This is a genomic window from Bacteroides stercoris ATCC 43183 (assembly GCF_025147325.1).
Taxonomy (GTDB): Bacteria; Bacteroidota; Bacteroidia; order Bacteroidales; family Bacteroidaceae; genus Bacteroides; species Bacteroides stercoris.
In genome coordinates this window covers 2,769,513-2,789,038 of record NZ_CP102262.1, presented here as the reverse complement: position 1 = coordinate 2,789,038, position 19,526 = coordinate 2,769,513, and the positions used below count along the sequence as shown (strand labels likewise).

General features: G+C 45.6%; 18 protein-coding genes. 12 read left to right on the top strand and 6 right to left on the bottom strand.

Features of this window, described 5'->3' with window-relative positions; all coding sequences use genetic code 11:
* Positions 1-114 precede the first annotated feature (114 nt).
* Complete coding sequence (locus NQ565_RS11480; protein WP_394330094.1) at positions 115-444, top strand: lipocalin family protein; 330 nt, start codon at positions 115-117, stop codon at positions 442-444.
* Here the strand turns inward: NQ565_RS11480 and NQ565_RS11475 are convergent.
* From NQ565_RS11475 to spt, 3 genes are all read right to left on the bottom strand, one after another.
* The gene (locus tag NQ565_RS11475) at positions 339-1,025 is read right to left on the bottom strand and encodes a hypothetical protein (protein WP_005654184.1); all 687 of its coding nucleotides are present in this window, start codon (positions 1,023-1,025) and stop codon (positions 339-341) included. The genes NQ565_RS11480 and NQ565_RS11475 overlap by 106 nt on opposite strands.
* Before the next feature lie 184 nt (positions 1,026-1,209).
* Complete coding sequence (locus tag NQ565_RS11470; protein ID WP_005654186.1) at positions 1,210-2,016, bottom strand: M48 family metallopeptidase; 807 nt, start codon at positions 2,014-2,016, stop codon at positions 1,210-1,212.
* A 92-nt stretch (positions 2,017-2,108) separates the two neighbouring features.
* Positions 2,109-3,296, bottom strand: a complete 1,188-nt coding sequence (spt, locus tag NQ565_RS11465) for a serine palmitoyltransferase (protein ID WP_005654188.1) — start codon at positions 3,294-3,296, stop codon at positions 2,109-2,111.
* A gap of 205 nt (positions 3,297-3,501) precedes the next feature.
* On the opposite strand from spt, the gene NQ565_RS11460 reads away from it, so the two are divergent.
* The 3 genes from NQ565_RS11460 to NQ565_RS11450 all read left to right on the top strand — a co-directional run bounded on the left by NQ565_RS11460 (position 3,502) and on the right by NQ565_RS11450 (position 6,923).
* Entirely contained in the window at positions 3,502-4,545 is a 1,044-nt protein-coding gene (locus NQ565_RS11460; RefSeq protein ID WP_005654190.1) for a diacylglycerol/lipid kinase family protein, read from the top strand.
* Positions 4,546-4,764: 219 nt separating this feature from the next.
* On the top strand, positions 4,765-6,522 hold the full coding sequence (aspS, locus tag NQ565_RS11455; RefSeq protein ID WP_005654194.1) for an aspartate--tRNA ligase: 1,758 nt from the start codon (positions 4,765-4,767) through the stop codon (positions 6,520-6,522).
* A gap of 20 nt (positions 6,523-6,542) precedes the next feature.
* On the top strand, positions 6,543-6,923 hold the full coding sequence (locus NQ565_RS11450) for a GtrA family protein (protein ID WP_016662598.1): 381 nt from the start codon (positions 6,543-6,545) through the stop codon (positions 6,921-6,923).
* An 83-nt stretch (positions 6,924-7,006) separates the two neighbouring features.
* Here the strand turns inward: NQ565_RS11450 and NQ565_RS11445 are convergent, their stop codons facing one another.
* The 3 genes from NQ565_RS11445 to NQ565_RS11435 all read right to left on the bottom strand — a co-directional run bounded on the left by NQ565_RS11445 (position 7,007) and on the right by NQ565_RS11435 (position 9,807).
* A complete protein-coding gene (locus tag NQ565_RS11445) occupies positions 7,007-7,891 on the bottom strand; it encodes a carbon-nitrogen hydrolase (protein WP_005654199.1) in 885 nt (294 codons plus the stop codon).
* 69 nt (positions 7,892-7,960) lie between these two features.
* Complete coding sequence (locus tag NQ565_RS11440; protein ID WP_016662601.1) at positions 7,961-9,076, bottom strand: agmatine deiminase family protein; 1,116 nt, start codon at positions 9,074-9,076, stop codon at positions 7,961-7,963.
* A gap of 191 nt (positions 9,077-9,267) precedes the next feature.
* A complete protein-coding gene (locus tag NQ565_RS11435; protein ID WP_005654205.1) occupies positions 9,268-9,807 on the bottom strand; it encodes a ferredoxin domain-containing protein in 540 nt (179 codons plus the stop codon).
* A gap of 104 nt (positions 9,808-9,911) precedes the next feature.
* On the opposite strand from NQ565_RS11435, the gene NQ565_RS11430 reads away from it, so the two are divergent.
* The 8 genes from NQ565_RS11430 (at position 9,912) to NQ565_RS11395 (ending at position 19,481) form a co-directional block, all read left to right on the top strand.
* Positions 9,912-10,532 (top strand): ABC transporter ATP-binding protein, encoded by a 621-nt coding sequence (locus NQ565_RS11430; protein ID WP_005654207.1) that lies wholly within the window; start codon positions 9,912-9,914, stop codon positions 10,530-10,532.
* 22 nt (positions 10,533-10,554) lie between these two features.
* Entirely contained in the window at positions 10,555-10,833 is a 279-nt protein-coding gene (locus NQ565_RS11425) for a hypothetical protein (RefSeq protein ID WP_005654209.1), read from the top strand.
* Between the two features lie 12 nt (positions 10,834-10,845).
* Positions 10,846-11,652 (top strand): ABC transporter permease, encoded by an 807-nt coding sequence (locus NQ565_RS11420; protein ID WP_005654210.1) that lies wholly within the window; start codon positions 10,846-10,848, stop codon positions 11,650-11,652.
* Between the two features lie 44 nt (positions 11,653-11,696).
* Complete coding sequence (locus NQ565_RS11415; protein ID WP_005654212.1) at positions 11,697-12,791, top strand: Nif3-like dinuclear metal center hexameric protein; 1,095 nt, start codon at positions 11,697-11,699, stop codon at positions 12,789-12,791.
* Positions 12,792-12,796: 5 nt separating this feature from the next.
* Positions 12,797-13,627, top strand: coding sequence for a zinc ribbon domain-containing protein (locus tag NQ565_RS11410; RefSeq protein ID WP_005654214.1), 831 nt, complete (start codon positions 12,797-12,799; stop codon positions 13,625-13,627).
* A gap of 79 nt (positions 13,628-13,706) precedes the next feature.
* Positions 13,707-15,146, top strand: a complete 1,440-nt coding sequence (locus NQ565_RS11405) for an efflux transporter outer membrane subunit (protein ID WP_005654216.1) — start codon at positions 13,707-13,709, stop codon at positions 15,144-15,146.
* Positions 15,147-15,225: 79 nt separating this feature from the next.
* On the top strand, positions 15,226-16,323 hold the full coding sequence (locus NQ565_RS11400) for an efflux RND transporter periplasmic adaptor subunit (protein ID WP_005654218.1): 1,098 nt from the start codon (positions 15,226-15,228) through the stop codon (positions 16,321-16,323).
* A 38-nt stretch (positions 16,324-16,361) separates the two neighbouring features.
* Positions 16,362-19,481, top strand: a complete 3,120-nt coding sequence (locus NQ565_RS11395; RefSeq protein WP_005654220.1) for an efflux RND transporter permease subunit — start codon at positions 16,362-16,364, stop codon at positions 19,479-19,481.
* The last annotated feature ends 45 nt before the right edge of the window (positions 19,482-19,526 follow it).

Genomic DNA, 19,526 nt, shown 5'->3' with positions numbered 1-19,526 from the left:
AAGATGAGCCTGGCATTAATATTGCATCTGCCATAACGAAAATACATTGACTCACTTTTAAAAATATATAGTATAAAAAGACTTTTATTGGCAACCGCCGTATTGGTTATTGCAATGTCTGCTTGTAATGAAAAGAAAAGCAAGGACTCTATCATTGACTCATGGATAATGCCTATCGAAGGGCAACCGGGAAAAATGCAGAGTATCAAACTGGAAGAGGGTGGAGATGCCTCTTCCATTAATATGGCTACACTGGTATACAAATATTGGGAGCAACGGGGAGATGAACTTTATCTCACAGTAAAAAGCATTGGCAACGGTATGGAAATAGAGAACCATTATTTCATCCTTGCAGCAATAGCCAGCAGTACCCCGAGCGCAACGCCCAAGATAGCGGCAAACAAAACTCTTACCTCATCCGGCAACAAGAAAGTAATGGTATGAGCCGGATACCAGAAAAAAGGAATCGTTTTCTTAAAAACAAAATTCCATTGCGTATCCCAATTAAGATGCGTAATGATACGCGCCATCGGAATAGGGGTAATAAGGCTGCGGAGCGAACCGTCACAATCCAGAATGTGTGTATCCGTTATCTTATGAAATGTCATAAATACAGGAGCAAAGATTGTGTTCATGGCAACAGATACAGCCAAAGCAATCCATAACTTGTCCAAACAGCAATCGCCGTTAATTATCGCCGAAGCATCCGCCATCCCCATATACTCCATGAACTGCGGCACACCTTTAGAAAATACAATCATCGCCATATTGATTCCCATGCCTAAGATACCCCATACGACCGCACGGGAAAGCACTCCAAATCCTTTTCTGTTATATACTCCGGCACTGATGCGAAGCCCCAGCATCTCACCTAAAGTAGCAAGCACTCCGAATTTCAAGAAACTCATTACCATACCATGTGCGGCATTGAAAGACTTATACCAGCCGTAAACTGCATCACTCACGAAAAAAGGTAAGAAGATTACGATTAGGATGAAAACGAAAAGGAAATCTTGCTTTTTCATTCAAATGTTATGCTTTTCATTAATAATAACAGCAAACATACTAAAATAAAACCAATATCAAAGCAATCGGATAAGTAAAGTCAATAATTTGAAGCAAAAGTACATTTTATTCTTTTATTATAAAGAAAAGAGGCAGAATTCAAATGGAATCCCGCCTCTTTCTGTAATTTGGAAATGCAACCTCTTATTGCTTGTTTTTCATATATTCATCAGCTTTCTCCTTAGCACGGGCTACTCGTTTTGCCGTATCCGGATGAGATGAAAACATCTTTTGGAATTTAGATTCTTTGGGAGCGTCCGCTGAAAGTTCCAGCAGTTTATTCAATGCATTATACATGGCATAAGGATCCAAATTATGCTTTATAGAAAATTCAAAACCGTAATCGTCCGCTTCCGTTTCCTGCTTCTGCGAATATTGCGCACCAGCCAAGGCTTCCGCCATAGCTCCCAACTCGGAGTCGGTCAGCTTTGACACGGTAGAACTCGCAGCACCCGCAGCATTCTTCACGGCAGAACGAAGATATGCGCTCTTCATTGCATCTTTGGAGTCCGTATGAATTACGTGACCTATCTCATGGCCTACTACAGCCATTACTTCATCATCCGTCATAATATCCATTAATCCGGCGCAAATACGTACGCTGCCGTCACCGCAGGCAAAAGCGTTTACGTCAACCACTTCATAAACCCCAAAATTCACTTTCAAACCATCCACTTCTTTGATATGTCCGGTCAGTTTCTCCAGACGCTTGCCATATTCCGTATCAGGCTTCGTCAAAGGATTGTGAGTATCCATCCATTGCATATACTCCCTGCTCATAGCTGCAATATCAGCATCCGAAAGAGTTATAGCTTTAGCAGCATCCGTACCGGCTTGAACAACCTTACCTACATTTATTTTCTTACCACCAATTTTAAATTGCGCATAAGCAGTTGTAGTACAAGTCATTCCACATACAACAGCAGTAAAAATCAGAATTTGTTTTTTCATGTTGTTTGGTTAGTTTAAATGGGTTTATAAAAAGAAAGCCGTTTAACCGATTCACGATTAAACGGCTTTTATCTTTGCTTCAAATTGTTCCTTTACTTGATTATCCCCAATTCCCTAAAGCATTTTGTCAACTTCTCAACTGCATAATCCACTTGTTCTTTAGTATGGGTAGCCATTAATGCCACACGTACCAATGTATCCTGAGGAGCGCATGCAGGCGGTATAACCGGATTGATAAAGATGCCTTCATCAAAAGCCATCTTCGTTACGACAAAGGTCTTTTCCGTATCACGCACATACAAAGGTATAATGGGCGACTCTGTTTCACCAATCTCAAAACCTGCATCACGGAAACTCTTCAATGCATAGTTAGTGATATCCCACAGACGTTGGATACGTTCCGGTTCGGATTTAATAATGTGCAGTGCTTCACGAGCCGCTGCCGTTGCCGCCGGCGTACTACTTGCCTGGAATATATAAGAGCGGGCATTGTGGCGCAACCAGTTGATAACCTCCTTGTCGCCAGCAATAAAACCACCGATAGAAGCCAATGACTTGCTGAATGTTCCCATTATCAAGTCAATATCTTCGGTTACTCCGAAATGATCGCATACACCGCGGCCTTGCTTACCGAATACACCTAATCCGTGAGCTTCATCCACATAAATGCTGGCATTATATTTCTTTTTCAGACGAACGATTTCCGGCAGGTTGGCCAAATCGCCTTCCATTGAGAATACACCATCTACAATAATCAGTTTCACCGCATCCGGTTCGCACTTCTGAAGCTCTTTTTCAAGGTCTTCCATGTCATTGTGCTTATACTTTAACTGTGTGGCGAACGAAAGGCGGCGTCCGTCTACAATAGAAGCGTGGTCGCGGTCATCGCAGATGATATAGTCACCACGTCCTACCACTGCGGGAATAATGCCCTCGTTCACAGTAAAACCGGTAGAAAAACAGAGCGCTTCGTCTTTTCCTACGAACTCGGCCAATTCTTTTTCCAGTTCAACATGTATATCAAGAGTACCATTCAAAAAGCGGGAACCGGCACACCCTGTACCATATTTTTCAGTGGCAGCTATCGAAGCGTCAATGATTCGCTTGTCATATGTCAGTCCCATATATGCATTTGAACCGAACATCAGAACTTTTTTGCCATCCATCATTACCTCTGTATCCTGATGGCTGTTAATCGTGCGGAAATACGGGTATACCCCTTTTGCCATAAATTGTTGCGGCAAATCATATTTCGCGAATTTGTCTTGCAGTAAACCCATGAAATGTCTTTTATATAATGAATATTAATCCTATTAAAAACAAGTTCTTAAAAACAGGGGGCAAAGATAGCAAAATATGTTGTTATCTGTTTCATTTACTCTAAAAAATCTGCCCTAACTCGTTTTAAGAGATTCATATGGTTAAAATTTAAAGGATTTATATTACTTTTGCATGAAGAAATTTCCTATAGTAATATCCGTTTAAATGGACGATAGTAAAAAGAAAATATCATTTATAATAAACCCCATATCCGGTACTCAGGGTAAGGAGCAAATATTGAAATGGCTTGATGAAAAGTTGGATAAAAGCCGGTATATACCGGAAGTAATCTATACGGAACGGGCGGGGCACGCAGTTGAAATAGCCGCCCTAAAAGCTAAAGAAGAAGCTTTTGCCGTTGTTGCTATCGGCGGAGACGGAACTATTAATGAAATAGCACGTTCACTGGTACATACCAAAACTGCATTGGGAATCATTCCATGCGGTTCGGGAAACGGGCTTGCACGCCATCTGCAAATCCCTATGGATGCCAAAAAAGCAATCAACATCATTAACGAAGGATTGATAGACATTATTGACTATGGCAAAATCAATGATGTTCCTTTCTTCTGTACCTGCGGGGTAGGGTTCGACGCATTTGTCAGCCTACAGTTTTCCAAAGCCGGCAGGAGAGGTCCGCTCATATATCTGGAGAAGACATTGCTTGAAAGCCTAAAATATAAACCGGAGACATACGAATTGGAAATGGATGGCAGCACACTGCGATACAAGGCTTTCCTGATAGCATGCGGCAATGCCTCACAGTATGGGAATAATGCTTATATCACTCCGCAAGCCACATTAAATGACGGATTGCTGGACGTTACAATTCTGGAGCCTTTTACCGTATTGGATGTACCGGCATTATCATTCCAGTTGTTCAACAAGACTATCGACCAGAATAGCCGTATAAAGACTTTCCGCTGTAAGACGCTCCGCATCCATCGTTCCAAACAGGGGGTTATACATTTCGATGGAGATCCGATGATAATGGGAGAGAACATCGACGTAAACATAATCAAAAGAGGATTGCAGGTCATTGTGCCCAAGAATGTGGAAAAAGATTCCTCGAATGTATTGCAGCGTGCCCAGGACTACATCAATGGCTTGAAACAAATAAACGAAGCCATTCTGGAAGATATTACCCATACAAACAGAATGATATTGGATAAAGGCAAAGAACAGATTAAAAAACTTAGAAAGAACTAACGCCTTCTGCAAGAGAGCCGGAACAGTATGGAAGATTGGTATTTTTCTGTCCGGCTATTATATAAAGTCGCTTTTTAAAAATAAACTTATCTGTTTTGATACGTCTGTAATATGTTTTATGTATTTTTGCACGATATTTATCCGTTTTTAGCAATGGTACATCTCTGATGTTGCATCGCCAAACAGTAAACAGTAAATTGTAAAATAGTAAATAATAAGATGTATAGATCACACACCTGTGGAGAATTGCGTATCTCCGACGTTAATAAGCAAGTGACGCTGGCAGGTTGGGTACAGCGCAGCCGTAAAATGGGCGGCATGACATTCGTAGACCTCCGCGACCGTTACGGAATTACCCAATTAGTGTTTAATGAAGAAGTAGATGCCGAACTTTGCGAACAGGCCAACCGCTTGGGCCGTGAGTTCGTAATTCAAATAGTAGGAACGGTCAACGAACGTTTCAGCAAAAACAAAAATATTCCTACGGGAGATATCGAAATCATCGTATCGGAATTGAATGTGCTGAATTCAGCCTTAACTCCTCCTTTTACAATTGAAGACAATACAGACGGCGGTGACGATATCCGTATGAAATACCGTTATCTGGATTTACGCCGTGCAGCAGTACGCAAGAATTTGGAATTACGCCATAAGATGACTATTGAAGTGCGTAAATACCTGGACAGCAAAGGATTCATTGAAGTAGAGACTCCTCTTCTCATCGGTTCTACACCGGAAGGTGCACGCGACTTTGTCGTTCCTTCACGCATGAATCCGGGACAATTCTACGCATTGCCGCAAAGCCCTCAAACATTGAAACAGTTGCTGATGGTTTCGGGTTTTGACCGTTACTTCCAAATCGCAAAATGCTTCCGCGATGAGGACCTCCGTGCCGACCGTCAACCGGAATTTACACAGATCGACTGTGAAATGTCTTTCGTACAGCAGGACGATGTAATCGAACTTTTCGAAGGTATGGCAAAATACCTCTTCAAAGAACTGCGCGGTGTTGAGTTGACCGAACCGTTCCAACGTATGCCATGGGCAGATGCTATGAAATATTACGGTAGCGACAAACCTGATTTGCGCTTCGGCATGAAGTTCGTAGAGTTAATGGATATCATGAAAGGTCATGGCTTCTCTGTATTTGACAATGCCGCATACATCGGCGGTATCTGTGCGGAAGGCGCTGCAAGCTACACCCGCAAGCAACTGGATGCCTTGACCGAGTTCGTAAAGAAACCGCAAATCGGAGCCAAAGGAATGGTATATGCCCGTGTAGAAGCTGACGGCACTGTGAAATCAAGTGTCGATAAATTCTACACGCAAGAGGTGCTGCAAGAGATGAAAGCCGCTTTCGGTGCAAAACCGGGCGATTTGATTCTTATTTTGAGCGGCGATGACGTAATGAAGACCCGCAAGCAACTGAATGAGCTTCGCCTTGAAATGGGTAACCAATTAGGCTTACGCGACAAGAATAAGTTTGCATTGCTTTGGATAGTTGACTTCCCGATGTTTGAATGGAGCGAAGAAGAAGGCCGCCTGATGGCTATGCATCATCCGTTTACCCATCCGAAGGATGAAGATATTCCTTTGTTGGACACAGATCCTGCAGCCGTTCGTGCCGATGCTTATGATATGGTATGTAACGGTATTGAAGTCGGTGGCGGTTCGATCCGTATCCATGACGCTCAATTGCAGGCCAAGATGTTTGAGATATTGGGATTCACACCGGAAAAGGCTGAAGAACAATTCGGTTTCCTGATGAATGCCTTCAAGTTCGGCGCACCTCCTCATGGTGGTTTGGCTTACGGTCTCGACCGTTGGGTAAGTATCTTTGCCGGTCTTGACAGTATTCGTGACTGCATTGCGTTCCCGAAGAATAATTCCGGTCGCGATGTTATGCTGGATGCACCTTCGGTTATCGACCAAAAACAATTGGACGAGCTTAACCTTATTGTAGAGGTAAAAGAATAAAAACAAGAGAATAGGAGAGAGTGAAAGAGTCCACACGTATTTGCCGTTTTGCAGTAATCGGTACATTAAACGCCTTGATAACAGCAATCACCATCTGGGTAATGATGGATGAGTTGGACATTAATTACATGCTCTCCAATGTCACTGCATATATACTGGCACAGACTCATAATTTTATCTGGTGCAAGTATTGGGTATTCCCAACAGAAAAGAAGAGCAACACTTGGCGGCAAGTGTTGCTCTTTTCCATAGCTTTCGGAATGGCTTATTGTGCGCAATTCCTTTTCCTCATCGGCTTGGTAGAGGGATTGAACTGTAATGAATACCTCGCCCAGTTCTTAGGATTATTTGTATATGGCGGAGTCAACTTCCTGATGAACAAAAAAGTTACATTTAAATAGAAGCGCTCCTTTCTTCGGAACTTGCCTGATTTTTATTCAGCATGCTTTTGAGAATTCTTTTCTTATAGAATTCAAACAAACCCTCAGTCTAAAAAACGTTTTGTCAATCCCTCATAGGCGTCAATTCTGCGATCGCGCAGGAATGGCCACCAACGGCGGACATTCTCCGAACGTTCCAAATCCACTTCCACCACAATATTTTCCGGCTGCTCATTGCCTGCCTGTGCCAAAAACTCACCTTGCGGTCCAACAACAAAACTGTTCCCCCAAAATTGGATGCCATTTGTTTGCATAGAAGGATCTGGCTCGTGTCCCACACGATTTACCGAAATAACCGGGAGTCCGTTTGCTACGGCATGTCCGCGTTGCGAGATTATCCATGCGTTGAGTTGGCGGACTTTCTCATCATCAGTATCGCTGCTTTCCCAACCGATGGCGGTAGGATAAATCAATAATTCAGCTCCTTTCAGCGCCATGAGACGTGCTGCTTCGGGATACCACTGGTCCCAACAAACCAAAACGCCCAATTTTCCCAAAGACGTTTGGATAGGTTCGAAGCCCAAATCTCCGGGAGTGAAATAAAACTTCTCATAATAGGCCGGATCATCAGGGATGTGCATCTTGCGGTATTTCCCGGCAATGCTACCGTCACGCTCAAACACAACGGCCGTATTATGATACAGTCCCGGAGCACGCTTTTCGAACAATGAAGTTACCAATACTATGTTGTTGGCAGCCGCCAACTCCGAATAGAAACCGGTCGATGGTCCGGGAATAGGTTCTGCCAAATCAAACAGTTGTGTATTCTCCGTCTGGCAAAAATAGAGTGAGTTATGCAACTCCTGCAACACCACTAATTGTGCACCATGAGCAGCACACGATTCGATACTCTTGGCCAGATTCATCAGATTAATGCGCATATCCGCCACATTGGCCTGCTGAATAATACCGACTTTTATTTTTCTCATAATCTATATTTCTTTTAAATGTTTTTTATAAATATCCCACAAAAAACGAAATTGATAACTTTCATACCTTTATCTGATTACTCCTATCGGATATTGCATCGTGACACAATGCAGCGAGCCATGTTGTTTTATCAAAGCACGGCAGTCTACACCTACAATTTCATGCTTGGGAAAAGCCATTTGCAACACCTCTTTGGCATGCATATCATTCTCCGGCTGGTTATATGTGGGATATAACACTGCATCATTCATTATCAAGAAGTTGGCATACGTAGCCGGCAGCCTTTCGCCCTCCGCTTCTATCTTATCGGCCATCGGCAATGCCAACAGTCTATAAGGTTCTCCGGCAAGTGTCCGGAACGTTTTAAGCTGTTCTTCCATTCGGTGCAGCTCCTCATAATGCTCGTCATTCACGTCCCTGCACTGCACATAGGCAATCGTATCCGGCGAACAAAAACGGGCAAGCGTATCTATATGACTGTCCGTATCATCTCCGGCCAGATAACCGTAATCCAGCCAAAGTACCCGTTCAAGATGGAATGTAGACCGAAGATACTCCTCAATCTCCACCTTATTCAACTGGCCGTTACGGTTAGGCGACAACAGGCATTCTGAAGTGGTAAGCAATGTTCCCATGCCGTCACTCTCAATGGAGCCGCCTTCCAGCACAAAGCCCAAACGGTTTATATACCGGCCTTTTAAGATTTCGGCTTCAACAGCCCGACGTGTAATTTGATTATCTTTATCCGAAGCAAACTTCAGTCCCCAGCCATTAAAAGTAAAATCAAGCAGAGACGGACCGTCCGTATCTACCATAGTGACAGCTCCATGGTCGCGTGCCCAGGTATCATTCGTTTCACATTTCAGGAAGCGAACATTATCCATATCCACTGTCGCGGAAATTTGCTTTCTTACCTCTTCAGGTTCCGGAGTTACAATCAACAGCAACTCCCGCTTGGCTATCTCGGAAGCAATGGCAATAAAACATTGCTGCACTTCTTCAAGCATATAGGCCCAATCCGTATCCGCATGAGGCCATGTAAGCTGTACGCCACTCTGCAATGCCCACTCCGCCGGCAGGTGAGGAGCGCGCGTTTCCACTTGAAAGGTCATGTTCTTACCGAAACGCACCTGACAGTCCTTTTCGGCAGCTCCGCCCAATGGAATTCCAACAAAATATCCCATATCAATTCTAAGTTATTTAATTCGTCAAGTAAGATAATGAAGCCTGAATACCGATGCTCCCTAATCTTAATTTACGCAAAGTTCTATTCTGCATTTCTAAAGTGCCACTTTAGAGTTCTGAAGTTCAACTCTACGCCGCTAAAGTTCAACTTTACGTTTCCCGTTCTCAACTTCAGATTCGGCAATGCATTTTATTTCTTTTCTTCCTTAGGCTTCCTGTCAAAGAACGGGTTCTTGGAAGAGGCACTGACCGGAATGGCGAATACAGTCTTGCAATCTTTCAGCCAGTTCATTCGCTGTGCGGCCAGTCCGGCAGAGAACATTACCCGGGTATCTACCCGCATGTCGGCAGCCGTGGCACAAGCGGAGCCGACGGCAATCCCCACATCAACCGTATTCAAGGCACATGGCACACCCTCCGTACGCCCGGCACAAGTAGGAAAGCCACAATGACCGCAGTTCAATCCCTGCGCCTGCTCGCGCGTACCTATTATAACGACACATTCTGCCTGCAGGACATTTGCCGCATCACGCAGAAAGAACTTCATACCCAGTTCTTCTGCCATAGCATTCATTTTTTCTGAAAGCTTTTTCAGGTCTTCTCCTGTAACCAGTGCTGCTTCTATTACATCTACACCTTTCCCTTTAGGAGCTGTGCGTGCGGCAGTCATCATTTGCCTTGCCACGCCCAGCACATGTTCATGGCGGCAATCCCGTTCGTTCTGTATCATACTTTTTCTCCCGAATTAATTAGTGACACAAAGATAAAAGTATAAAGTTATGTATGCAAATCTTTTTTCCTTACCTTTGCAACTAACGACTAAAGAATTTATTTATGCTACAAATAGAGGATGCCAGTATTGCATACGGTAATGATGTGCTATTCTCCAACTTCAACCTGCAATTGGAGAGGGGAGAGATTGCCAGCATTTCCGGCTCGTCGGGGTGTGGAAAAACATCTCTTCTCAATGCCATACTGGGATTTACTCCATTAAAAGAAGGACGTATTACGGTCAATGACATCGTATCGGATAAAAACAGCATAGACCTTATTCGCAAACAAATAGCCTGGATTCCACAAGAATTGGCACTACCGTTAGAATGGGTAAAAGACATGATACAACTGCCTTTCAGCCTGAAAGCCAATCGAGCCACACCGTTCTCCGAAAGGCAATTATTCAATTGCTTTGAAGAATTAGGTTTGGAAAGAGAGCTATATTATAAACGTGTAAATGAGATATCCGGCGGCCAACGCCAACGTATGATGATAGCTGTAGCTTCCATGACCAACAAGCCGTTAATCATTGTGGACGAGCCAACTTCGGCACTCGATTCGGGCTCTACGGAAAGAGTTCTTGCCTTTTTACGGCATCAAACCCGAAAGGGAACCGCCATACTGGCGGTATCGCACGACATGGGTTTCGCCAAAGGATGCGACAGACATATAATAATGTAATAAACCTGATAAAAATAAAGCCATGAGTTTTGCCGGATTTGTTTTTGATATGATACGCCGTGATAAGGAGAACCGTAATTTACGCCTTCTTCGCCGGGAACGTCTCAACGAGCGTTTGGATAAAATGCACAAAGGGTGCGGCATGCCCCACAACACAACCGCAGAAGATATGGAGAAAATAACCAGACTTACCCGGCAAAAGGAATGTTCCGAACAGAAACATACTGTACGCATGATGCTGATTGTTATGGGAGTTTGCATTATTATTGCATCTGTATTGGTTTTCCTATTTACCCGCTAATTCAAAGTATTCATGGGAACTATCGACATATCATACCTCAGCCTGGGTATCGGACTGCTCTTGTTGTCAGTCCCATTATTCTATATATGGAAATTCAAGACCGGCCTGCTACGTGCAACCCTTATCGGTACGGCACGCATGATTGTGCAGCTTTTCTTCATCGGCATTTATCTGAAATACCTTTTTCTTTGGAATAATCCGTGGATTAATTTCCTGTGGGTAATCGTCATGATACTCGTAGCTTCGCAAACGGCACTGGCGCGTACACAACTGAAGCGCAAGATACTGCTGATACCTATATCCGTAGGTTTCCTATGTAGCGTAGTATGCGTGGGGATGTATTTTATAGGAATCGTGTTGCGTCTTGAAAATGTATTCAGCGCTCAATACTTCATTCCTATTTTCGGCATACTGATGGGAAACATGCTATCCAGCAATGTTATAGCCCTGAATACCTATTATAGCGGATTGAAACGCGAGCAACAGCTTTACCGCTATCTGCTTGGCAACGGGGCTACCCGTACAGAAGCGCAGGCACCGTTTATCCGTCAGGCTATTATCAAGGCATTCAGTCCGCTCATCGCCAATATCTCCGTCATGGGCTTGGTGGCGTTTCCCGGAACAATGATCGGACAGATATTAGGGGGAAGCAGTCCGAATGTCGCCATCAAATATCAGATGATGATTATGGTTATCACATTTACGGCATCCATGCTTTCGCTGATGATAACCATTTCACTGGCTTCGCGTAAGTCTTTCGACGCTTATGGAAAGCTACGGCCGGTCATGGTAGAAAAAAAAGGTAAAAGTAAGCCGTAATTCGCTACTTTTTCATATCTTTGCAACCAAATTTTCTACTGATAATGAAAATTAAGGAGATAGTAAGCGCCCTTGAACGGTTCGCGCCTCTGCCATTGCAAGACGGATTTGATAATGCCGGCCTGCAAATCGGATTGACAGATGCGGAAGCAACAGGGGCTTTGTTGTGTCTTGACGTTACTGAAGCCGTGCTGGATGAAGCGATTGCGTTAGGATATAATCTTGTGATATCGCATCATCCGCTTATTTTTAAGGGTTATAAATCCATTACGGGAAAAGATTACGTGGAGCGTTGTATCTTGAAAGCTATCAAGAACGACATTGTTATCTATTCCGCCCACACTAATCTGGATAATGCGCCGGAAGGAGTGAATTTCAAGATTGCCGAAAAAATCGGATTGAAGAATGTACGTGTACTGGAAGCTAAGGAAAACGCTTTGCTGAAATTGGTAACATTTGTTTCCGCAACCCGGGCGGAAGAAGTACGCACAGCATTGGCATCTGCCGGATGCGGATGTATCGGCAATTATGATTCGTGCAGCTACAATGTGGAAGGCGAGGGGATGTTCCGTGCTCTTGAAAGCGCCAATCCTTATTGCGGAAAAATCGGCGAGCTGCATGTGGAAAAGGAGACGCGCATCGAAACCATTCTGCCGACTTACCGGAAAGCAGAAGTTATCAAAGCGTTACTTGCCGCACATCCGTACGAAGAACCTGCATTTGATTTATATCCGTTGCAGAACTCCTGGCAACAAGCCGGAGCAGGCGTTATCGGCGAATTGGAAACTCCGGAAACCGAGTTGGAGTTCCTAAAGCGTATCAAGAAAACCTTTGAAGTGGGTTGTCTGAAACACAACAAGCTCACCGGGCGGGAGATACAGACCGTTGCCTTGTGTGGCGGTGCAGGAGCTTTTCTCATGCCGCTTGCCATACGCAACCGTGCAGACGTTTTCATCACGGGTGAAATAAAGTATCACGATTATTTCGGCCATGACACGGATATCCTGCTGGCAGAGATAGGGCATTATGAAAGCGAACAATATACAAAAGAAATATTTTATACAATAATCCGGGATTTATTTCCTAATGTTGAAGTACAACAAAGCAAGATAAATACAAATCCCATAAAATACATGTAATTAAAATGGCTAAAGAAGCAAAAAAAGATCCCCAGGAATTGACAGTGGAACAGAAATTGAAAGCCTTGTTCCAGCTACAGACCATGTTGTCTAAAATTGATGAAATCAAGACGTTGAGAGGCGAGCTTCCTTTGGAAGTGCAAGACTTGGAAGATGAAATTGCCGGTCTGAGCACCCGCATCGAAAGAATCCAGTCGGAAGTTGCCGATTTGAAATCTGCTATCGCAACGAAGAAAGTGGAAATCGAAACCGCAAAGGCTTCTGTAGCCAAATATAAAGAGCAGCAGGAAAATGTGCGCAATAACCGCGAGTATGACTTCCTGAGCAAAGAAATCGAGTTCCAGACCTTGGAAATCGAACTCTGCGAAAAGAGAATCAAAGAGTTCTCTGCCGATGAAGAAGTAAAGTCTCAGGAAGCCGCAGACAGCACCGCTGCCTTGGAAGAAAGACAAAAAGACCTTGAAGTAAAGAAGAATGAGCTGGACGAAATCATCTCCGAAACCAAACAGGAAGAAGAAAAGCTGAGAGACAAAGCCAAAGAACTCGAAACTAAAATAGAGCCGCGTCTGCTTCAATCCTTCAAGCGTATCCGCAAGAACTCACGCAACGGTCTGGGTATCGTTTACGTACAGCGCGATGCTTGCGGCGGCTGTTTCAACAAGATCCCGCCCCAAAGACAACTGGACATCCGTTCACGTAAGAAAATCATCGTTTGCGAGTACTGCGGACGTATCATGATTGACCCGGAACTGGCAGGTATTGCTCCGGAAGTGAAAGAGGAACCGGTAAAGGAAAAGACAACAAGGAGCAGAAAGAAAGCAGCAGACGCTGAATAAATTCCGCAAGAATCGCGATAAACAAATAAAGGTTTAGGTTGTTATCAATCCCATAAAATAACAACTTAAACCTTTTTTTATGACTCTAAAAGCTTGGAGCAGTACATTGCTCATTCTATGTTTCTCTTTTGCGGCATGGGCGCAAAAAGGCAATAGCTACTTGGAAAAGCCGCTTCCGCAAGGCTGGGGAACCGGCACTGCCCATACCATTCCCGGAGACGATAATCTGTTCGGCAGCCAAATACAGCCGGTAGACGATAAATGGTGGAAAGCCTTTGGCGATCCGATGCTCGATTCGCTGATAGCAACGGCATCCGCCGGGAATTTTTCGGTGCTTTCAGCCATAGACCGTATGGATATGGCTAAAGCCAATTGGCGGATAGAGCGGGGGAGTTTCTTCCCTTCCGTTTCCCTGAATGGCGGATGGGCACGCCAACAAAGCAGCGGCAATGTAAGTGAAGCACCGCAATCCATAACCGGGGCATACAGCGCCTCGCTCAATGCAAGCTGGGAACTGGATATATTCGGCAGTATCCGGCAACGGGTAAAAGCGCAACGTGAAAATTTTGCCGCCAGCAAGGAAGAATATACCTCTGTCATGATATCGCTATGCGCGCAGGTAGCATCGGCCTACATCGGGCTGCGTGAATTACAGCAGGAATTAAAAGTGGTCATCCGCAATTGCAATACGCAAGCCGCAGTGCTTGAGATTACCCAAGTGCGCTACAAGACCGGATTGGTTTCCAAACTGGATGTGTCTCAAGCCAAGTCTGTATATTACAGTACCAAAGCGTCTGTTCCCCAACTGGAGGCAGGTATCAATCAATACATCACCACTCTGGCCATTCTGCTCGGAACTTATCCCCAAGACCTTCGTCCCACATTGGAACAGAACGGCAAACTTCCCGACTATATGGAACCTGTAGGCATAGGTATTCCTGCCGACTTACTGCTCCGTCGTCCGGATATCCGGCAGGCCGAACGGCAAATCAACGCACAGGCAGCCCTGCTCGGTGCCTCTAAAAGCGATTGGCTGCCGCAGGTTTTCCTAAAAGGTTCCGTAGGATATTCTTCCCATGACCTGAAAGATTTCACCAAACGGAACAGTATGACGTTTGAAATAGCGCCAAGCCTCAGTTGGACACTCTTCAACGGTACAAAACTGGTTAATGCCACCCGGCTGGCACGTGCGCAATTGGACGAGTCTATCCATCAGTTTAACCAAACCGTGCTCACAGCCGTACAGGAAACAGACAATGCCATGAACGGCTACCGCAATTCCATCAAGCAGATTGTAGCCCTGCGCGAAGTATGCAATCAGGGAGAGGAGACGTTGAAGCTGTCATTAGACCTCTATAAGCAGGGGCTAACCCCTTTTCAAAATGTTCTGGATGCCCTTCGTTCATTGCTGGCTTATCAAAACCAACTGACGCAAGCACAAGGAAACTCACTGCAGGAACTCATCTCTCTCTATAAAGCATTAGGGGGAGGGTACGGAAACATCATTTCAGGATTATGATTTTAGGTACATCAGCCGCAAATCATAAATAAACATATATAATATATACATACTCAACTGAATTTAAACTGAACCATATATGAAAAATCAAATGTACATCGCCCTGCTTGCCCTACCTTTGTTGGCAGGATGCGGGAATAAAAAAGAAACGTCGCATGCAATGCCCGTACCGGAAATCAGTGTAGCCCGCCCAAGTGTGCAAAACATTACGCTTACCAAAAACTATCCCGGCTATCTGACTTCTGAAAAAACAGTGGATTTAGTGGGCAGAGTCAGCGGAACGTTGCAGACCATAGCCTATGCACCCGGCAGCCGGGTACGCCAGGGGCAGGTGCTCTTCCAGATTGAGCCTACTGTTTATCAGGATAATGTGAGGCAAGCGGAAGCCGCTTTGAATACGGCACGTGCCAATCTTGAATATGCACAGAGTAATTATGCGCGTATGCAGGAAGCAGCAAAAACAGATGCCGTCAGCCAGATACAGGTATTGCAATCCAAGTCGGATGTAGCTACTTCGCTGGCAGCGGTAAGCAATGCCGAAGCTGCATTAAATACGGCACGGACCAATTTGAGCTACTGTACGGTACGTGCCCCGTTCAACGGAACAATCAGCCGCAACCTTGCAGATGCAGGAAGCTATATAAACGGCAGCGTACAACCTGTAACTTTGGCCACTGTCTATAAAGACGATCATCTGTACTCTTATTTTAATGTAGCCGACAATCAATGGCTTGCCATGTTATTGCAGCAAGGAGACAGCATTCCCAAACAGGTTAACGTCAGCCTGGGGAAAGACGGCATACTGAATTACCCGGCACAGTTGGATTATCTGTCGCCCAATGTAGACTTGAACACCGGGACGCTGAATATCCGTGCCCGGCTGGATAATCCCAAAGGAATCTTGAAGAGCGGGCTTTATGTCAGCATCACGCTGCCTTACGGAAAACAGAAAAACGCAATCCTGATACCCGATGCTTCTATCGGCACAGACCAGTTGGGTAAATACGTGTACGTAGTCAACGACTCGGACATCGTACACTACCGTCACATCGAAACAGGACAACTGATAGGTGACAGTCTGCGCCAGATAAAACAAGGACTTTCCCCGCAGGAGCGGTATGTGACGAAAGCCCTGATGAAAGTCAGAAACGGCATGCGGATAAATCCCGTTCAATAATCCACACTGTATATATAACCATTCAAAACCAAAGAATCATGTTTTCAAAATTCTTCATAGACCGTCCCATATTCGCAACCGTACTGGCACTGCTCATCGTCGTAGCGGGACTGGTCACACTGGGTATTCTGCCCATTGCGCAATATCCGGACATAACACCTCCTACGGTGCAGGTGAGCGCCGTTTATCCCGGAGCCAATGCGCAGACGGTAGCTCAAACCGTCGGCATTCCTATCGAACAGCAGGTCAACGGAGTGGACGGAATGCTTTATATGTCGTCCAACTCATCCTCATCGGGGGCGTATTCGCTCACTGTCACTTTTGCAGTAGGCACAGATATCGACATGGCCACCGTACAGGTACAGAACCGCGTCAGCGTAGCACAGTCATCGCTGCCTACTCCCGTAGTAGTGCAGGGGGTTACGGTGCAGAAGCAGTCCAGCAATATCGTTATGTTCCTGACCATGAAGTCCGACAACAAAGATTACGACGGTCTTTACCTCAGCAACTATGCCAAACTGAACCTCGTAGACCAACTGACCCGCGTGCCCGGTGTGGGTGCAGTCAACGTAATGGGAGCAGGGGACTATTCCATGCGTATCTGGCTCGACCCTGCCGCCATGCGCATCCGCAATCTCTCACCGGCTGATGTGTATCAAGCCATTCAGACGCAGAACGTAGAGGTCAGTGCCGGCAACGTAGGACAACCCATCGGAAATGAGAACAAGAATGCCTATCAATACAGCCTGACTGTAAAGGGGCGGCTCACTTCACCCGAAGAGTTCGGTAACATTATCCTCCGTACGGAAAGCGGCGGGCGGATTCTCCGTCTGCGTGACGTAGCCCATATAGACCTGGGATCGGCATCTTACAGCGTTGTTTCCCAACTGGACGGAAAGCCTACGGCTGCCATCGCCATCTACCAACAACCGGGCAGTAATTCACTGGATGTATCGACGGGCGTCAAAGCGAAGATGCAGGAATTATCGCAGAATTTTCCGGCAGGTGTACAATATAATGTAACGCTCGATACAACAGACGTTATCCATGCATCCATCGATGAAGTAATGGTAACTTTCTTTGAAACAACGCTATTGGTAGTGCTTGTAATCTTCCTTTTTCTGCAGAATTGGCGGGCTGTCATCATTCCTTGTATCACAATTCCCGTTTCACTGATCGGTACGTTGGCAATCATGTCATTATTCGGTTTCTCTATCAATACTTTAACGTTGTTCGGGCTGATATTGGCGGTTGCCATCGTGGTGGACGACGCCATTGTGGTCGTGGAAAACTCCACACGTCTGTTGGATACGGGACGGTACACCGCCCGGCAAGCCGTAACCGAAGCAATGGGAGAGATTACAGGCCCCATTGTGGGAGTAGTGCTGGTGTTGCTTGCCGTATTTATCCCTACCATGCTTGTCAGCGGGATTTCGGGACAATTGTACAAGCAGTTTGCCTTGACCATTGCTGCCAGTACCGTGCTAAGCGGCATCAACTCACTGACGCTGACGCCCGCACTCTGCGCATTGATGCTCCAGCCCACCAAACCCTCGAAATTCCCTCTGTATAAAGGCTTCAACCGTCTGTATGACAAGACACAAGGAATGTATGACAAAACAGTGGGCTATCTGCTGCAAAGACCTTTTGCCGCAGTGATTTCATACGCTGCATTTACGATAATCGCTGTGTTGCTGTTCGTTAAGTGGCCCTCTACTTTCATACCGGAAGAAGACGACGGATATTTCCTCGCTGTTGTGCAACTTCCACCTGCATCGAGCCTGGAGCGCACGCAAGAGGTGGGGAAACAAATAAACGCTCTGCTCGACACCTATCCCGAAGTAAAGGATTACATCGGCATATCCGGCTTTTCCGTTATGGGTGGCGGAGAGCAGAGTAATGCCGCTACCTACTTCGTAGTCCTGAAAAACTGGGATGAGCGTAAGGGGAAAAAACACACGGCAGCGGCCATTGTCGATCGTTTCAACATGGAAGCCTATGGCATTCAGGAAGCTGAGGTCTTTGCAATGGTTCCGCCTGCCATTCCGGGGCTGGGCGCTACCGGCGGACTGCAACTGCAATTGGAAGACCGTAACAATCTCGGCGCCACCGAAATGCAGCGTGCCGTGGAAACTTTAATGGAAAATTACCGCAATTATCCGGCTTTGGCATCCGTCAGCAGCCAGTATCAGGCCAATGTCCCCCAATATTTCCTGAATATAGACCGCGACAAAGTGCAATTGATGGGCATACAGTTGAACAGTGTTTTCACGGCTTTAGGGTATTATATGGGAGAAGCCTACATTAATGATTATGTACAGTTCGGACGTATATATCAGGTGAAGCTGGGTGCTGGCGACCGTGCCCAACGTATTATCGACGACGTCCTCAAGTTAGGCGTACCCAATGCTTCGGGAGAAATGGTTCCTTTCTCTTCCTTCACACAGATAGACGAGCAACTGGGTATGGACCAAATCAACCGGTATAATATGTACTCTACCGCATCCGTCACCTGCAATGCAGCCCCGGGAAGCAGTTCCGGAGAAGCCATCAAGCAAGCGGAAAACTTGATAAAGACCCAACTCGGCAATGAATTCGGCTATGAATGGACTTCCGTTGCCTACCAGGAAACGCAGGCAGGAACCACCACTACCGTAGTCTTTATCATGGCGTTGTTAGTGGCCTTCCTTGTACTTGCCGCACAGTATGAAAGCTGGACAAGTCCGGTGGCAGCAGTAATGGGAATTCCGGTGGCATTACTCGGCGCAATGCTGGGTTGCTATGTGATGGGAACTCCGGTCAGCATCTATACGCAAATCGGTATAATCCTGTTAGTGGCGCTATCCGCCAAAAACGGTATCCTGATTGTGGAGTTTGCACGCGACTTCCGTGCACAGGGCAACAGTATCCGTGACGCCGCGTTCCAGGCAGGACATATCCGGCTTCGTCCCATTCTGATGACCTCATTGGCGTTTGTATTGGGAGTTATGCCGCTTCTGTTCGCCACAGGGGCGGGAGCGGGAAGCCGCGTCGCCCTTGGAGCGGCAGTAGTATTCGGTATGGCGCTGAATACATTGCTGGCAACGGTCTATATTCCCAACTTCTATGAGCTGATGCAAAAGCTGCAGGAAAAATTCGGAAAGAATAAGGGCAAATAAGGAAATGCAGTTTTTCTCTTTAAATTAATTTCATACATTTGTTGA

Coding starts and splice junctions, on each gene's coding strand:
- NQ565_RS11480 (WP_394330094.1), top strand. CDS start 115: ATGTCTGCTTGTAATGAAAAGAAAAGCAAGGACTCTATCATTGACTCA.
- NQ565_RS11400 (WP_005654218.1), top strand. CDS start 15,226: ATGAAAAATCAAATGTACATCGCCCTGCTTGCCCTACCTTTGTTGGCA.
- NQ565_RS11440 (WP_016662601.1), bottom strand. CDS start 9,076: ATGGGATATTTTGTTGGAATTCCATTGGGCGGAGCTGCCGAAAAGGAC.
- NQ565_RS11425 (WP_005654209.1), top strand. CDS start 10,555: ATGAGTTTTGCCGGATTTGTTTTTGATATGATACGCCGTGATAAGGAG.
- NQ565_RS11470 (WP_005654186.1), bottom strand. CDS start 2,016: ATGAAAAAACAAATTCTGATTTTTACTGCTGTTGTATGTGGAATGACT.
- NQ565_RS11405 (WP_005654216.1), top strand. CDS start 13,707: ATGACTCTAAAAGCTTGGAGCAGTACATTGCTCATTCTATGTTTCTCT.
- NQ565_RS11395 (WP_005654220.1), top strand. CDS start 16,362: ATGTTTTCAAAATTCTTCATAGACCGTCCCATATTCGCAACCGTACTG.
- NQ565_RS11420 (WP_005654210.1), top strand. CDS start 10,846: ATGGGAACTATCGACATATCATACCTCAGCCTGGGTATCGGACTGCTC.
- NQ565_RS11460 (WP_005654190.1), top strand. CDS start 3,502: ATGGACGATAGTAAAAAGAAAATATCATTTATAATAAACCCCATATCC.
- spt (WP_005654188.1), bottom strand. CDS start 3,296: ATGGGTTTACTGCAAGACAAATTCGCGAAATATGATTTGCCGCAACAA.
- NQ565_RS11445 (WP_005654199.1), bottom strand. CDS start 7,891: ATGAGAAAAATAAAAGTCGGTATTATTCAGCAGGCCAATGTGGCGGAT.
- NQ565_RS11430 (WP_005654207.1), top strand. CDS start 9,912: ATGCTACAAATAGAGGATGCCAGTATTGCATACGGTAATGATGTGCTA.
- aspS (WP_005654194.1), top strand. CDS start 4,765: ATGTATAGATCACACACCTGTGGAGAATTGCGTATCTCCGACGTTAAT.
- NQ565_RS11475 (WP_005654184.1), bottom strand. CDS start 1,025: ATGAAAAAGCAAGATTTCCTTTTCGTTTTCATCCTAATCGTAATCTTC.
- NQ565_RS11410 (WP_005654214.1), top strand. CDS start 12,797: ATGGCTAAAGAAGCAAAAAAAGATCCCCAGGAATTGACAGTGGAACAG.
- NQ565_RS11435 (WP_005654205.1), bottom strand. CDS start 9,807: ATGATACAGAACGAACGGGATTGCCGCCATGAACATGTGCTGGGCGTG.
- NQ565_RS11415 (WP_005654212.1), top strand. CDS start 11,697: ATGAAAATTAAGGAGATAGTAAGCGCCCTTGAACGGTTCGCGCCTCTG.